The organism is Paenibacillus lycopersici, from assembly GCF_010119935.1.
In the GTDB taxonomy this organism is placed as follows: Bacteria; Bacillota; Bacilli; order Paenibacillales; family Paenibacillaceae; genus Paenibacillus_Z; species Paenibacillus_Z lycopersici.
In genome coordinates, this window is the sequence record NZ_CP048209.1 from 3331157 (window position 1) to 3345940 (window position 14784).

A 14784-nucleotide genomic window follows, 5' to 3' on the forward strand; every position below is an offset into this window, starting at 1 on the left:
GCCGGCATATGACCGAATTTGAATTTAGCCAAAAAATAAGCGCTCATTTGAGTAATGAGATGGTATAGTAGGATTAGCTATTAATCTGGAATCGATTCCATATCGATAGTACAGCACTTCTCTTCAAGACATATCACGCCAATGGAGGATCGTATGACCCTGACTAACTTTAACGGAACGATTAGTCGCGATGCGCTGGAACGCTACCTTTCGCGAGCGGTAACGGCCGCGGATCTGGTCAACAGCGCGACGCTCGACGACGATTTGAGAATGATCGGCAGCATCGGCGCCAAGTTTCTCGGCCGCGCCTCCGGGGTGTGGCTGCTGGAACCGGATGATGACTCGCATTTCCGGAACTCGCAAGCGCTTGCGGAACGCGTGCATGAGGTCGATCCGGACATAATGCTGCAGACATGCATTTTTGAAGCCGTATTCACCGGCGTGGGGAACATTGAAATTCCGGTCTGGGTATTCGAGGCGTTTCAATTGCCGGTCGAACGGCGCACGTTCCGCTATGCGGACATGCTGTTCGATTCGAAGCCGCAGGGATTCGTGTGGGATGGGGACGGCGGCATTCCGAACATGAATAAGCTGGAGACGCAGCTATGGTTCTTCTACAGGGCGGCGCGATACATCGATGCCGGGTATGAAGCGATCCATATGGGCCAAGTCCATTTATATACCGCCGAAGACGACGGGTTTAAGAGAACGATCGCGTTGTTCCGGAAGATTCGGGACTATGCCGGAGAGCGCGCAAGACGAGGCATCGTGCTGCTGGATGCGCATACGCACGGAGTGAATATTAACGGCACGCTATTGTTTGACTTCCATTCCATGCCCTATTCACGAATGCCGATACTGGACCTGACGGGAGACAAGCTAGCGCTGGTGCAAGAGGGGTTCAGCGAAGGCGGCGTAACGCCAAGCGGCTGGATCTGCGATGCCTTGCCCATGCTGATGGAGCTCGATAATTGGGGAGGGAAGTTCTTCTGCGAAAGCGATAACATTCCGTATGAACGCCGAGCCTGGATGGAGTGGTGGGGCTATGATCAGATTGCATGGTTTGCCTCGCAGGATGCCGAGAGCCGCGATCGATTCCTGGCCTATGCGTTCAAATGGACGGCCGTGAACAATGTCCGCGCGTACATGCAAATGCCGATCCGCAGAACATTGGGCAGCTGCCGCATCGCCATGCCGGCAAGCGGCGAAGGGGAAGAGGCGGTATCCGACTGCTATCAGGCCAATCGGGCAAGCGCCGGCTGTCCGCTCGGCTTCGGTCAGGAAGAGACGATCAAGCGGTTATGGCAATCGGAACGCAATCTCCGCGGCCGGGCAAGCAATCCGATACCGAATGCATCCTATGGCGCAACGAATGACTTCGATCCGGTGACCGGCGTCAAGCTTCCGGCCCGCGTCATCCTGTACGGCAGCTTCCAGCATCAGGTCGGGGCGATCAATTACGATTCCAACAGCGAGACAACCCGTATGTATTATATCGGGAACGGTCTCTATCGGCGCACGTTCGTATTCCCGTTCCGAGGCAGCTTCGATTATGCGTGCGCTCCATACGGCACGTTGTCACAGACCTATTCGATCGACGGCTACCCTCGAAGCGGGTCATCGACGAAATCGGCGTTGGTCGTAGAACGGGATAACGAAGTCGTTGAATTCGTCTTCGATTTCGCCAGCCGGCTGCTTACCGCGCGCGTAGTCGAAGGGGCGTAATCCGTTTGTCCCAACGAAAAAGATAGCGACGACTGCAGCTTCTTGTCCACTCCCACGGACAAGAAGCTGTTTTTTTGCCGGCTAATCCTATCCAGGATAGCGGTGCAATCCCAAGTATATACATATTTCGATGAAGAGGCGGCACACTAGGGGGAAAGAAACCGGGAGGCGCCGCAAGTGTCCAGAACCCACTGGTTCCGCAGACCGATGAAACTGAAAATTCCGAGTCCGCTTCATCATACGCACGCGAATGCCGAGGCTGGCGAAGACGACAATGCCCCGGCCCGCGAAGACGCGGATTCCGCCGCCGTCACCGGCCTGGCTTCCCGGATCGCCTATTTGCAGCGCCGCTTCTCGGACAGCTCGGATATCGTCTATCATACCTTCGCCGCGCCGACCGGCCTTGCTTGCGCGCTGATCTACATCAAAGGCATGATCGATACGTCCATGCTGGAAGAGCTCGTGCTTCGCACGCTGACGGATATCGATCCCGGCACGACAAGCGGCGAGCTCTGCGCGATGCTGTTCGACCGCAAGGAACTGCCGATCGCGATGCAGACGATCAGTCTGTCGCTGCCCGAAGTCGAACGAGGCTTGCTGGACGGAAGGCCCGCGCTCATGGTCGAAGGCGAGCGGCGGATGCTGCAGCTCTCGCTGTACGATGCGAATCAGAGAGCCATCAGCGAGCCGCCGAACGAATCGGTCATCCGCGGTCCGCGCGAAGCGTTCATCGAGGGACTGGAAACGAATCTGACGCTCATGCGCAAACGGTTGAAAACGTATCGTTTCACGGTCGAATCGATGCATTTCGGCAGGGAGACGCATACCGCCGTCGCGCTCGTGTACCTGTCCGGCGTGTGCAAGCCGGAGCTGCTCGCCGAAGCGAGGCGGCGTCTCTCCGCCATCGACATCGACGGGGTGCTCGGCTCCAGCTATCTCGAGGAGTTTATCGAGGATAATCCGAATTCGCCGTTCCCGCAGATGCAATATACCGAACGGCCGGACGTTGCGTGCGCCGCGCTGCTGGAAGGCCGATTCGTGCTGGTCGTCGACGGCACGCCGATCGTGATTCTCGCGCCGGTCACGCTGTTCATGCTCATGCAGTCGGCTGAAGATTACTATCAGCGCTATATCGCGGCGACCTGGATTCGGATTATCCGTTACGTGTTTCTGTTGATTTCCATCCTGCTGCCGTCGTTCTACATCGCCATCACGACGTTTCATCCCGACATTATACCGGAACGGCTGCTCGTCACCGTGGCCGCTGCGCGGGAGAACGTGCCGTTCCCGGCGCTGCTCGAAGCGTTCTTGATGGAGCTCTCGTTCGAAGCGCTGCGGGAAGCGTCGCTGCGCATTCCGAAGGTGATCGGCCAAGCCGTCTCGATCATCGGCGCGCTGATCATCGGAACCGCCGCCGTGCAGGCCGGCATCGTGTCCGCAAGCATGGTCATCATTGTATCTATGACCGGCATCGCCTCATTCATTATCCCCCACTACGATCTGGGGCTGGCGTTTCGCCTCATCCGATTTCCGATCATGATCCTGGCGGGTATGTTCGGCTTGTTCGGCATCGCTTGCGGCATGATTCTGCTGTACTTTCATCTCATCGAGCTGCGTTCGTTCGGGATGGCCTATCTGGAGCCGCTTACGCCGCGCAACAAGAACGACTTGAAGGACGTGTTCGTGCGCACGCCATGGTGGGCAATGAAGTCGAATCCGTCGTTCTCCGACGCGTCCCGCCGGCGCTCCAACGGCAGGCAATGGGCAACGCACCAGGATGAGGAGGAATAGTGATGATGACAACGGCTGTCCGCGCGCTCGGCATCGGACTGCTGCTGGCCGCCTTGGCATGCTCGGCGTGCGGCTGCTGGTCGAGCGTCGAATTGAACGAACGGGCATTCGCCAGAGTCATGATGCTGGACAAGTCGCCGAAGGGCATCGAACTGACGCTCGGCTTCCCGCTGCCTAACCGCTTGTCCGGGGGCAGTAACGGCGGAATGTCTTCCACGACGATGGGCCCGCCGTTCGCATTCGTCACGAAGAGCGCCCATGACATCGGCGAGGCGTACCGGCTCATACAAGCCGATTTGTCGCGGAGCATCACGTTCGGCCAGCTTCGTAATATCGTGATCAGCAAGGCATTCGCGCAGGAAGGCATCTATCCGCTCGCTGATTTCATGATGCGTGACACGGGCGTGCATATCAATGCCAATTTCTTCGTAACCGACGGTCCCGCGAAGACGATCGGAACCATTCCGCTTACGTTCGAACGGTTTCTGACGGACATTCTGACTTCCTATTCGAAGCAGAAAACGACGCTGATCGTATCTGCCAAAGACATGCTGATGAATACCGCGGCGGGCAGCGACTTCATGCTGCCGATGCTGGTGTTCGGCGAAGCCGGAGCCGAAGCGGAGAAGAACGGGCAGCATTGGATGGGAACGGACGGAGCGGGGATCTTCCGGCAGGGGAAGCTCGTGGCCAGACTGTCGCCGCTCGAGACGCGGGCGGCCATGTGGGTTCAGGAAGAGCTGGGCAAGCACGTCATACAGCTGCGATCGCCTTCGGACGGCAAGTTCATCACGTTCGTGCTGTTCGGCAACGAGTCGGATATCAAGCCGATGTTGAGCGGAGGCCGCATCCGGTTCCGCATCTCCTGCTCGGGTTCGGCGCAGATCATCGCCAGCGAATCGACGCTCGACGTCACGGACAAAGCGAACATAGCGCTCCTGGAGAAGGGCTTGGACCAAGAATTGAAGAAACGCATTCACACGACGGTTTCGTATACGCAGCGGCAGCGCGCCGACGTGTTCGGCTTCGGGGAGCTGGTTCGGTGGCGGCAGCCGAGAACGTGGAACAAGGTCAAGGATAACTGGCGGGACGTCTATCAGAAGCAAGTCGGCATCGACGTGAACACGGCCATCCGGATCAAGTGGTTCGGCGGCGCGGATAAGCCGATCTGGAATCGGAAACTTTCGGAGAACGAGGTGGAGAAATGATAGCGGCTACGGTCGTGTTCGGCTGCGTCGTATATTACGAGTGGCACTATCTTCGAAAGCGCAACCGGAGCAAGCGCGCCTTCCGCATCGTACTTGGATTATTGACGCTGCTCTGGGGAATCGTCGTCGCGGTCGCCCTGTTGAAACAGCGATTCTCGCTGGGCATTGCGTTCGCGAGCCTGTTCGATCCGCTACAGCGTTTGTTGAACTTGAGGTGACGAAGGAGAGGGCGATGTGAAAGGAATCACGCAAGTTCAACTGTATGTGATGCTTACGCAATTTCTCTTCTCGACGGCCATTGGCTTCTACATCGGTCCGCTCGTCGAAATGGCCGGCTTCATGTCATGGATGAGCACGGTGCTCGGATGGGGATTCGGTCTGCTGTTGTCGTATTTCTCGTACCGGCTGTACCGGAAGCGGCCCGATTCGTTCCTGGGGGAATACGGCAAAGAGATCCTGGGGCGGTGGCCGCACTACATTCTCTTCGCCGTTGCCGTAGTTATCCATCTGTACATGGCGGCGTTCATTCTCCGCGAATTGACCGACTTCATCATTCAAATCTATTTGCCGGGAACGCCGAGCTGGGCGGTCACGACCTTATTCGGCCTATGCATCGCAAGGGGCACGCGTTCGGGCCCCGTCGGTTTCTTTCGCGGCGCGCAGGGTTTGTTCCTGTTCAGCGTCATCTCCGTCTTGACGTTCCCGCTGTTCACCGTTAACCCGGTCGACAACGATAGGCTCGTCGCGCTCTTGACGGATTTCCACCCGCGCGGCATCTGGGAAGGAGGAATATTGTCGACGGCCTTCTTCGCCGAAATGTCGTTCATCATCTACCTGTTCCCGTACTTCAATCATAACCGGAAGACATTCCGGACGCTCGTATGGGCGAGCCTGTCCGCCCTCGTCGTCGTCGTCGTCAACATGATCGCCGTGCTGCTCCTGTTCGGCTCCGATCTGACGGCGAACATCACCTATCCGACGCTGGAATTGATCCGATACATGCGCGCGGGCTCGTTCCTGGAGAATCTCGATCCGCTGCTGATCGTGTTCTGGCTGTTCAGCATGCTGCTGAAAATCGGCTTGTTCCTGATCGTCGGCACGATTCTGGCCACGCACCTGTTCGGGCTGAAGGACCATAAGCCGCTGTCGTACGGGATGTCCGCCGCCATGATCTTCCTATCCATGTATTTGTTCGATTCCATGGCCGATATCGAGAAGATTACGGACAGCGGCGGCTCCGCCATGCTGATCCTTAAGGCGGCGATGCCGTCGCTCTACTTATTCGTCGATTGGCTGCGGAACGGAAGACGGAAGAACGCCAATGCGGTGTCTGCGGAATGAACGGCCGCCGTCATAGGACGCATATCAAGACGCACGCGAGTCTGGCGGCCTCGCAAGCCGGCGCGCGCACACTGTCGAAGGAGGATGGGGATTGGGCAACGGCCATTGCCGAAGCATCGATTGTATTTTGGATGCAATTGCATTATAATGCTTCTTACATTTGAACATTTGAATATATGATTTCATTGAAGATGGTGGTGAGAGAAGTAGCCTCTACAAGGATGAAGATGAGCAGGCAGACGGTCATCGAGATCGGTTCCGATGCTTTGCGTGAAATCGGATCCGATTTGATTTGCGAGGTGTGCATCGCTAACGGGGGCTCCTGCTGCTATGGTTGTCGCCATCTTGCAGATGGAATCGGATGCACCAGACGCAACACGAGCTGCACGGCCTGGTTATGCGGCTATCTGAAGTACCTGTTGTATGCAACGGGGCAGCTGAAGGAATGGGACGAATTTTGGCGGCAGGTGCCGGGTCAAGACTTTCGCGAAGATTTCACGCCGGCGGTTTTCGACGTAGAGAAGGGGTTACTAATACGGAGCATTCGCCCGCTAAGCGAAGCCTTGGCGGCCGACCTGCAGGAATTAGTCCGACAGCATATCGCGATCGGGTTCATCCTGACGTTGCGGGAGAAAATAGACAAAAACATTGACCGGTTGAACCAGTGCGAGCAGGATCCGAAGAAGCGGAAGAAAATCGAAAGAAACATAAAGGTGTTGGCGAGTCCGTTCCACCGGTTACGGAGAGCGCTGCAGCAATATGAACCGAATAACTAGTCGGAGAAGGAGAGAACGATGGCAGCCTTACCCAATTGTCCGCAATGCGGCTATGAATACACTTACGAAGACGGAGGGTTATTCATTTGCCCGGCATGCAGTCATGAGTGGACGCCAACAGCGGCTACCGGGACGAATGAACGGAAGCTCGTCAAAGATGCGAATGGAAATCAATTAAGCGACGGCGATACGGTGACGATCATCAAGGATCTGAAAGTGAAAGGAAGCTCATCCGTTCTGAAAATCGGCACCAAAGCGAAGAACATTCGGCTCGTTGACGGAGATCATGATATCGATTGCAAGATCGAAGGCTTCGGCGCCATGAAATTAAAATCCGAATTCGTAAAAAAAGGATAGGTGTGCGCATCCATACAATGGGGTAATGCGTGCCGATGCATGTTATCCAAAGTAACTGAATAGATCAATGAACTTTGATAATAAAGACAAGGCTGCCTTTCGGCAGCCTTTTTTACGTTAAGGACAGATCATTACAGTAATGTGGCTATTAAGACGGGGTATAAGACAGGCTGGCGCTAAATGAAAGTTGGGTGATATCAGCAGCAGAGGGATCCGTAGACTCAAGCGTCCTTACGCGAATCCCTATGCGATCACCCGCGGCAACTACTAATGATCCCAGATTTATATTCGTTGCGGTTCGGAACGTACCTGCCGTAATGATATTATTCGGAAATCCGAATCTTAGGGAGCTGGTTAATGGAGTGGTCACGTAAGGTGAAGAACTATGATCAATCCCGCTATTAGGAACAGACGATGCGAGGAATACGGTAAAATCATATTGAAGACCGAGCGTATTTATAGAAACCACGGATGCAACCAGTAGATCAGCGCTAATTTGTAAATTTTGAATCGTACCTGCAAAGGGAATCGGGAAAGCAAAACCGCCTGCTTCGGGGGGCATAGTCGATTCTCCGGAACCGTCGATAACTTCAACCGTGTGATTACCGAAACCCATTAAAATCGGAGCTGCTGAGACTACTGTAGCGCCGCTAATAATGATCCCGGTTGAAAATGGAATTAACCCCCCAAGCCCAGCTGGTCCGGTTGCTCCTACTGGTCCTGCTGGTCCGGTTGCTCCTACCGGTCCCGCCGGTCCTGCTGGACCGGTTGCTCCTACCGGTCCCGCTGGTCCCGCTGGTCCGGTTGCTCCTGCCAATCCAGCTGCTCCAAGTGCGCCAGCAAGTCCTGCAAGCCCTGTGGGGCCAGCCTCGCCGATTGCTCCAGCGAGTCCTGCTAATCCAGCAGGTCCAAGCGCTCCTGCAAGCCCGGCAGGTCCAGCTTCTCCGATTGCTCCAGCAATTCCTTGAAGTAATTGGGCTCCTTCTGCTGGAGGACCAACTGGTCCTCGAGGTCCTCGAGGTCCCGCTGGTCCTCGGGGGCCTTGTGGTCCTTCAGGTCCCGGAGGTCCTGGAGGACATTTAAATCTGCCCATTGTTTCATCTCCCTATTTATGATGTGCTTCATCATATTCAAAATACACGACGGTATCTGGCGATACATGCCTATAACACTTGAGAAATGGGTGGCGGTTCTTACCCAATTTTCCTTCCTTTTATGTGATTGTCCCTTTCAAAATATCTATTCCCGGATTAGATTGTTATAGATTTGAAGACCAGGGAGTGGAGCGAATGGAGAATCGGCCATTGATAGGGATATTAGTATCCAATAAGAATAATAGGAAGCGTGTTTTGGAGCTTTATCAGCGTTATGACCGTTTGAACCTTCGCCTCGTCGCCTTTACTCCGGCAGATATTAATTGGGAGAATCAGCGTATTAACGGAACCAGCTTGATTAAGGGCATATGGAAACAAAGCTCCTTCGCTTTTCCTGACGTCGTCTATAATCGGTCATTCAACAAAAAAACAATCACGATTCAACGTCTTGAGAGCGCGATCGGCCCAAACAAATGCTTCAACAAGATTAACTTTTTCAACAAATGGGATCTCTACAACCTATTAAAACAGTCAGAGCTTAACCCGTATATTCCAGAAACTTTTTTATACGATCAAGCGAGTGTATCGGAGCTATTAGAGAAATATCATGTCGTATATGTAAAGCCTATTTATGGATTCAAGGGAAAGTCTGTATACCGGGTTGATAAAACTATTCATGGGGATGTCCGCATTTCTTTGCACTCTTTGGCTCCGAGGTTTATTTGCAGACAACATGAAAGCTATCAAAAGAAATTAGATGAGCTTCTCGTTACAGAGAACTATATGGTTCAGCAAGGGATATTTATCCGGCAGCTCAATCGCCGATATTTTGACATTCGTGTCCTTGTTCAAAAAGATATTTCGGGAGAGTGGACGGTTTCCACGCTTGCATGCCGTGTGGCATATGAACATTATTTCAACACGAGTATGTGTGAATTCATCTACGATGCCGCAGAAATTATTCCTATCCTATTAAGTCAGGATAAAACCGATGAGTTTGTCCAATCTCTACATCAGGTAAGCATTGCGGCTGCGCAAGTAGCGGAGACTCAAATAGGTTCATTGGGAGAATTGAGCGTGGATTTCGCTATAGACGAACAAGGTAAGCTGTGGATCATCGAACTGAACGGAAAACCTCAAAAAAGTATATACAAAGACATAAAGAGTGTAAAACAGAAAAATCTAGTATATAGCAGACCGTTGGAATATGCTTATTATCTCTCTCATACTTCCGCTTCCACACGCGACTCTAGTCAGGCGGAATAGGCCGATTGCCATTATTTCGATAAAGCTGCACTTAGGCGGCTGATGAAGAGAGTCGTTATGCCAACGGGCGGGACTGTCTCGGCCATGAATCACGACTGCCAGGACAGTCCCTTTGCATTACCCCTCGCTTGGAACCGCTGTCGCTGCTCGTCGATCCCTCATCCGGCGCCATAAGTACTGGCCGAAGCTTTTTTCGAGGATAGGGACAGGAAGAGAAGACCGAGCCCCAGGAAGAAGCTAGAGATGACGCTTACCGTCACTTCGAGAACCCGACATGCGAGAACGAGTGCGCAACGAACGAGAGATTGCGGGCTATGACGAATACGCCGTTTCGCGCCCGCCATGATGGCGACGATCGTCCCGGCAAGAAAGGCGTGCTGCACGAAATCGTATTGAACCGGAACGATTCTCCTTTCCAATTCTTAATGACTGCATATACATCATACGACTACCCCATCAAGCCTTGAATAATGATTCCAATGCCCCCCGTCAGAACGATAAGAAGGATGGGGTTCATTCTCCATTTTCTCAAAACAAACAACGAGCATAAAATATACATACAGCAATCCAATTTACATCGGCTGCCATGCTTAATATAGGCGTTCCAAGCAACGTCAGTAACACTATCGTTGCGGCAGCGGAAATAATAAGCCCTAGGGAAGCCGATTTCAAGCCGTTCATAGCTTCAATCACATAGACTGATTTACTTCCGCCGTGGAATAAGCGATACAGCAAAATCGAGATGCAGACCCCGGAAATTATGCAGCCGAAAGTTGCGACGAACGCACCGGGAATCCCGGCAATTTGCCAGCCAACAAAAGTGGAGGCATTCACCGCTAACGGTCCGGGCGTCATTTGCGATATGGCAATAATGTCGCTAAAAGTACGTTGCGTTACCCATTCGTATTTTTCAACTACCAGTTCTTGAATGAACGGGATGATTGCGTATCCGCCTCCGATACCGAACAAACCGATCTGAAAAAAGACCGACAACAGTTTCAATAGCTGCTCCAATCAACGCTGCCTCCTTCCGTTCCGCCACACCTTCGCCATGCATATCACACAGCACACGACGAGGATAATTGCCACATTGACGCCGAAGAAAAAATTAGCAGCAAATGCCGCGGGAATCATCAGAGTAAGAAGGAGGGATTGCTCCTTGACCGCCATCCTGCACATATCAACAACGTAATCAACCATAAGAGCCGCCACGCCAGCCTGCATTCCTTGTAATACCGCAGAGATCAAAGAATTCGACGCAAAAGCATGATAGAACGCAGAGATGATGATCAATATGACGAACGACGGAGCGATGGCAGCAATACAACTGATTACAGCCCCCGTCATCCCAGCTGCCCGAAGCCCTGCGAGAGTCGACAAGTTATTGCAATTGCTCCCGGCAACGACTGTGCGATAGCAGCCATACTGACGAGATCGTCTTCAGCAAACAGTTTTTTTCGGGATACAAAATACTTCCGAATCATTGGAACAACAACATACCCGCCGCCAAACGTAAATGTGCTGATAAACACATTTATCCCCAGCAGCCAGATATATCGTCTGGTTTTTGGACTCATCATCCGATCGCCTCCTTGCACCCTATCATTATGGAGGTTGTTAAGCCATCCGTAAAATGATATGATTTTGCAATCACGATTAGTTAAATTCATGAAAGGGAGCGTATCAGTCATGACGCTTCGTCATTTTGAAATATTACGTGCGGTAGCTGAAACGGGAAACTTTACAAGGGCTGCGGAAAAGCTGTTCATAACGCAATCGGCTGTTTCCCATGCGATACGAGAACTCGAAATCAAGGCGGGAACGGCTTTATTTGACCGATTATCCAAAAGCGTCCAGCTTACAAAAAGCGGCGGGCTGTTGCTGGAAGAAATTTTGCCGATATTATCATCGTGCGAAGCGTTAGATGCACGTATTGGCTGTTTGGAACAACGGGCCCCCCTGCACATCGTTTCAAGTATTACAATTGCGGCGTTCTGGTTACCGGAAATAGTGAAATCTTTTCAAGGAGATTGGCCTGATATACCGATCAAGGTAGAAGTGGTCAGCGCGGCGAATGCCATTGAAATATTGAGGAAGGGCAAAGCGGATATCGCTTTGATTGAAGGCGCGTCTCCGCAAGGGCCGTATATATGTACTGCTTTTGCTTCTTATCCGTTACATATTGTGTGCGCTCCTGACTATCCCGTCGTTCACAAGGAATTGACGCTGCAACAATTTTGTTCCGAAAAGCTGTTGTTGCGTGAGAAGGGCAGTGCGATCCGCGACACGTTGGACAGCGTTCTTTATTTGTCCGGATTTACCGCGCAGCCCGTATGGACAAGCGTAAATTCCCTGGCATTGATTGAAGCTGCCAAGGCCGGATTGGGCATCACAATTTTGCCGGATGTTCTTGTCGGCGAATCGCTCTCTCAGGGGAAATTGATTCCGCTGTCCGTTCAAGGTCTAGTATTGGAAAACGAAATCATTGCCGTTCGCCATCGAGATAAATATTTGACGACTCCGTTAAAATCCCTTTTTATGCGCATTACGGGCAGCAATTTGGATTGAGATATTTTAAGCCGCGTTAATATAGAATAAGGCTTGATGACGGCTGGTTCACGATGCGCCCGTTGATGCAAGGAAGCGGACAGGAGATCCGTTAATCGCTTCTTGATCACGTGTTTTCGTGTGCTGGCGGACAAGATATCCGCTATATCAGCTGATTCACATGTTCTCGGTACCATCCGGGCATATTAACGGATCCTATGTCCGTTCGATACCCCAAATAGCCTGATTTCGCCCCAATAACGGAACCTCTGTCCGGCGGTCGTGGAGCGGAGAACTTTCCCTTTCAATAGATGCGGCATATGCGGCGTCGAACTTGCTCAACAGCCTGAGCCGCGTCATCGCGGCTTTTTGTGCTGCGCCCGGATACACATCTCTGCCGGCCGCGCCATGTATATGAAAAGTTTTAGGATCGTATATGTTTTTCATATTTTTCATAGAGATAGCCGCATGCTAACATATACAGAGGAAAATAGAGAGGATCGCTATTCGGTTTCCGATTTCATGGTTTCTGTCTAGTCGGCATAGGTGATCATTAATGCTCAAGAAGTCAGCCTTCCCCTTACTGTTATTGAACATGTTTCTCGCCAATCTGAGCATGGGGCTCGTCATTCCGATCGTGCCCGAGCTTCTGAAGGCGTTCTCGGCAAGCGGACAGGCGGCAGGCTATTTGGTCTCTTGTTTCGGATTGACGCAGTTCCTGTTCTCGCCCCTCGCAGGCACGTTGTCGGATCGGTACGGTCGTAAACCGCTGATTATTACAGGGTTGATCCTGTTCGCAATCTCCAACCTGCTCGCAGCGTTCGCCAACGATCTGACCTTGCTATTCGTATCGCGATTGATTGGCGGAGTGGGCTCAGCCGCCCTGGTCCCGCCCATTATCGCGTATATTGCCGACATTACGGCGGACGATCGGCGCAGCAAGGCCATGTCGTGGCTAGGCGCTTCGATGACGTCGGGCTTTATTATCGGCCCGGGCGTCGGAGGGCTGCTCGCGGAATGGGGCATCAAGGCGCCATTCTATGTATCCGCATGCGTTGGGCTATTGGCGACGTTGTGCAGTCTATGGGGCTTGCCTGAATCGCTGTCGGCGGACATTCGCCGGCTGGGCCGGCATGCGAAGGAGAAGAAGGACCATGTATTCCGGCAAATCGCGCTGTCCGTTCGGTCGCGTTATTTTGTCTTGCTGCTCGTCGTTTTCGCAATGACCTTCGGTTTAACGCATTTCGAAGCGATTTTCCCGCTTTTTGTCGTACAGGTATACGGGTTCACGACGCGTCAAATCGCGATGCTGCTTACCGTATGCTCGTTCGTCGGCACGTTGAACCAGCTGCTGCTGACGGACCGGATCACGCAGCGATTCGGGGAAACGCGGATTATCGTGGCCATGCTGCTGTTATCGGCGGTATCGCTCGTATGCTTGTTATTCTCGGGCCGCTACTATTACGTCATGGCAGTCACCATGTTGTTCTTCACGTTCAATAATATCCTGCGTCCCGCGATCAATACGCTGATGTCCAAAGCGGCCGGGACCGAACAGGGCTTCGTGGCCGGAATGAATAATGCCTACACGAGTCTCGGCACGATATTCGGACCGATGCTGGCGGGGATATTGTTCGAAGTCCATTTCGACCTGCCTTATCTGTTCGGCGGGTTCGTATTGCTCGTGTGCGGCATCTTCTCGGGAAGCCGATTGAGGCAAGTGCTCTTACCGAGGGAAGCATAACGCCATCGCTGTTATTCCGGTTCCTTATGCGCATGGTGCTGCAGATGCTTTCCTTCTTGTCGGAACACGTCGATAAAGTTCCGGGCCGTGTTGGACAAGCGATGATTTTTCAGCCAAATTAACCCGAGCGGAGAAGACATCCCGGCCGCAGGGGAGATCTTGTACGCATGAATCGCAAATCCTTGATACCGTTGAAGCAGCGTTTCCGGAACGATCGATGAACAAAAGCCGGTCGAAACCAAATCCATCAACAGCAAAATGTCGGAGCATTCGCCGATCACGGCGGGATGCAGGCGGTGGTGGGAGAAGGCCTCCAAGATCAGATAATGCACGCCCAATCCCTGCGTGCTTGGCAATAAGAGCCGTTCGTCCGCCATGTCCGCGAGCGATACTTCCTGTTCGAACCTCTTATGGTTCCGGGAGGTAATCAAGTAAAATGGTTCGGTGTACAGGTGAAGGACGGTAAAATCGTCCAATTCAAGCGGCAATCGGATGAATGCCAATTCGATTGCCCGGTCCCGGACGAGCTGGCAGAGATGCGCGGACTCATTTTGCTGAATTTTATAGGTCACCTTCGGATAGCGCTTCCGGAATCGATGCAGAATGCCCGGCAAATCGGCAACCGAGAACGTATTCACGCCAATCGCCAGTCTGCCATTCACCCCGTTTCCAACTTCCTTAACCTCCATCTGGGCCTCTTGCATTAATTGATCCATTTGCAGCGCATAGGCATATAACGTCTTTCCCGCATCCGTCACTTCCATGTATTTACCGTTTCGCTCCAGCAGCGCTGCGCCGAGTTCCTCTTCCATGGCCTTCAGCTGCTGGCTCAAGGGCGGCTGAGACAGATGAAGTTTTCTCGCCGCGGCCGATATGCTCCGTTCTTCCACGATCGCAATGAAATAGCGAAGCTGTCTGATATCCATCCTTGCGCA

At 52.8% G+C, this 14784-nt stretch carries 15 protein-coding genes and 1 pseudogene; 10 read left to right on the plus strand and 6 right to left on the minus strand.

What is annotated here, in order from left to right; all coding sequences use genetic code 11:
• Positions 1-153 precede the first annotated feature (153 nt).
• The 7 genes from GXP70_RS14835 (at position 154) to GXP70_RS14865 (ending at position 7198) form a co-directional block, all read left to right on the plus strand.
• Positions 154-1725 (plus strand): hypothetical protein, encoded by a 1572-nt coding sequence (locus GXP70_RS14835; protein ID WP_162357539.1) that lies wholly within the window; start codon positions 154-156, stop codon positions 1723-1725.
• A gap of 177 nt (positions 1726-1902) precedes the next feature.
• Entirely contained in the window at positions 1903-3516 is a 1614-nt protein-coding gene (locus GXP70_RS14840; RefSeq protein ID WP_225442810.1) for a spore germination protein, read from the plus strand.
• A 2-nt stretch (positions 3517-3518) separates the two neighbouring features.
• Positions 3519-4724, plus strand: a complete 1206-nt coding sequence (locus GXP70_RS14845; RefSeq protein ID WP_162357540.1) for a Ger(x)C family spore germination protein — start codon at positions 3519-3521, stop codon at positions 4722-4724.
• The gene (locus GXP70_RS14850) at positions 4721-4942 is read left to right on the plus strand and encodes a hypothetical protein (RefSeq protein WP_162357541.1); all 222 of its coding nucleotides are present in this window, start codon (positions 4721-4723) and stop codon (positions 4940-4942) included. Before GXP70_RS14845 ends, GXP70_RS14850 begins: the two co-directional genes overlap by 4 nt.
• Before the next feature lie 16 nt (positions 4943-4958).
• A complete protein-coding gene (locus GXP70_RS14855) occupies positions 4959-6065 on the plus strand; it encodes a GerAB/ArcD/ProY family transporter (protein ID WP_162357542.1) in 1107 nt (368 codons plus the stop codon).
• A gap of 221 nt (positions 6066-6286) precedes the next feature.
• Entirely contained in the window at positions 6287-6841 is a 555-nt protein-coding gene (locus GXP70_RS14860; protein WP_162357543.1) for a DNA mismatch repair protein, read from the plus strand.
• Between the two features lie 18 nt (positions 6842-6859).
• Positions 6860-7198, plus strand: coding sequence for a zinc ribbon domain-containing protein YjdM (locus GXP70_RS14865; protein ID WP_162357544.1), 339 nt, complete (start codon positions 6860-6862; stop codon positions 7196-7198).
• 148 nt (positions 7199-7346) lie between these two features.
• On the opposite strand, the gene GXP70_RS29850 is transcribed toward GXP70_RS14865, so the two are convergent.
• Positions 7347-7814 carry a hypothetical protein gene (locus tag GXP70_RS29850; protein WP_225442811.1) on the minus strand — a complete coding sequence of 156 codons (468 nt, stop codon included), beginning with the start codon at positions 7812-7814 and terminating at the stop codon, positions 7347-7349.
• 278 nt (positions 7815-8092) lie between these two features.
• On the minus strand, positions 8093-8299 hold the full coding sequence (locus GXP70_RS29855; protein WP_225442812.1) for a hypothetical protein: 207 nt from the start codon (positions 8297-8299) through the stop codon (positions 8093-8095).
• 188 nt (positions 8300-8487) lie between these two features.
• Between GXP70_RS29855 and GXP70_RS14875 the strand changes: the two genes are divergently transcribed.
• Positions 8488-9558, plus strand: a complete 1071-nt coding sequence (locus GXP70_RS14875; protein WP_162357546.1) for a YheC/YheD family endospore coat-associated protein — start codon at positions 8488-8490, stop codon at positions 9556-9558.
• 528 nt (positions 9559-10086) lie between these two features.
• On the opposite strand, the gene GXP70_RS14880 is transcribed toward GXP70_RS14875, so the two are convergent.
• Positions 10087-10572, minus strand: a complete 486-nt coding sequence (locus tag GXP70_RS14880; RefSeq protein WP_225442813.1) for a chromate transporter — start codon at positions 10570-10572, stop codon at positions 10087-10089.
• Positions 10573-11249: pseudogene (locus GXP70_RS30305) on the minus strand (chromate transporter).
• Here GXP70_RS30305 and GXP70_RS14890 point away from each other — a divergent pair.
• The gene (locus GXP70_RS14890) at positions 11248-12126 is read left to right on the plus strand and encodes a LysR family transcriptional regulator (RefSeq protein ID WP_162357547.1); all 879 of its coding nucleotides are present in this window, start codon (positions 11248-11250) and stop codon (positions 12124-12126) included. The pseudogene GXP70_RS30305 and the gene GXP70_RS14890 overlap by 2 nt on opposite strands.
• 195 nt (positions 12127-12321) lie before the next feature.
• On the opposite strand, the gene GXP70_RS14895 is transcribed toward GXP70_RS14890, so the two are convergent.
• Entirely contained in the window at positions 12322-12561 is a 240-nt protein-coding gene (locus tag GXP70_RS14895) for a hypothetical protein (RefSeq protein WP_162357548.1), read from the minus strand.
• Positions 12562-12661: 100 nt separating this feature from the next.
• On the opposite strand from GXP70_RS14895, the gene GXP70_RS14900 reads away from it, so the two are divergent.
• The gene (locus tag GXP70_RS14900; protein WP_162357549.1) at positions 12662-13849 is read left to right on the plus strand and encodes an MFS transporter; all 1188 of its coding nucleotides are present in this window, start codon (positions 12662-12664) and stop codon (positions 13847-13849) included.
• An 11-nt stretch (positions 13850-13860) separates the two neighbouring features.
• Here the strand turns inward: GXP70_RS14900 and GXP70_RS14905 are convergent, their stop codons facing one another.
• Entirely contained in the window at positions 13861-14775 is a 915-nt protein-coding gene (locus tag GXP70_RS14905; protein WP_162357550.1) for a LysR family transcriptional regulator, read from the minus strand.
• Between the last annotated feature and the right edge of the window lie 9 nt (positions 14776-14784).

Coding starts and splice junctions, on each gene's coding strand:
- GXP70_RS14865 (WP_162357544.1), top strand. CDS start 6,860: ATGGCAGCCTTACCCAATTGTCCGCAATGCGGCTATGAATACACTTAC.
- GXP70_RS14850 (WP_162357541.1), top strand. CDS start 4,721: ATGATAGCGGCTACGGTCGTGTTCGGCTGCGTCGTATATTACGAGTGG.
- GXP70_RS14895 (WP_162357548.1), bottom strand. CDS start 12,561: ATGAAAAATATGAAAAACATATACGATCCTAAAACTTTTCATATACAT.
- GXP70_RS14900 (WP_162357549.1), top strand. CDS start 12,662: ATGCTCAAGAAGTCAGCCTTCCCCTTACTGTTATTGAACATGTTTCTC.
- GXP70_RS29855 (WP_225442812.1), bottom strand. CDS start 8,299: ATGAAACAATGGGCAGATTTAAATGTCCTCCAGGACCTCCGGGACCTG.
- GXP70_RS29850 (WP_225442811.1), bottom strand. CDS start 7,814: ATGGGTTTCGGTAATCACACGGTTGAAGTTATCGACGGTTCCGGAGAA.
- GXP70_RS14905 (WP_162357550.1), bottom strand. CDS start 14,775: ATGGATATCAGACAGCTTCGCTATTTCATTGCGATCGTGGAAGAACGG.
- GXP70_RS14860 (WP_162357543.1), top strand. CDS start 6,287: ATGAAGATGAGCAGGCAGACGGTCATCGAGATCGGTTCCGATGCTTTG.
- GXP70_RS14845 (WP_162357540.1), top strand. CDS start 3,519: ATGATGACAACGGCTGTCCGCGCGCTCGGCATCGGACTGCTGCTGGCC.
- GXP70_RS14835 (WP_162357539.1), top strand. CDS start 154: ATGACCCTGACTAACTTTAACGGAACGATTAGTCGCGATGCGCTGGAA.
- GXP70_RS14890 (WP_162357547.1), top strand. CDS start 11,248: ATGACGCTTCGTCATTTTGAAATATTACGTGCGGTAGCTGAAACGGGA.
- GXP70_RS14875 (WP_162357546.1), top strand. CDS start 8,488: ATGGAGAATCGGCCATTGATAGGGATATTAGTATCCAATAAGAATAAT.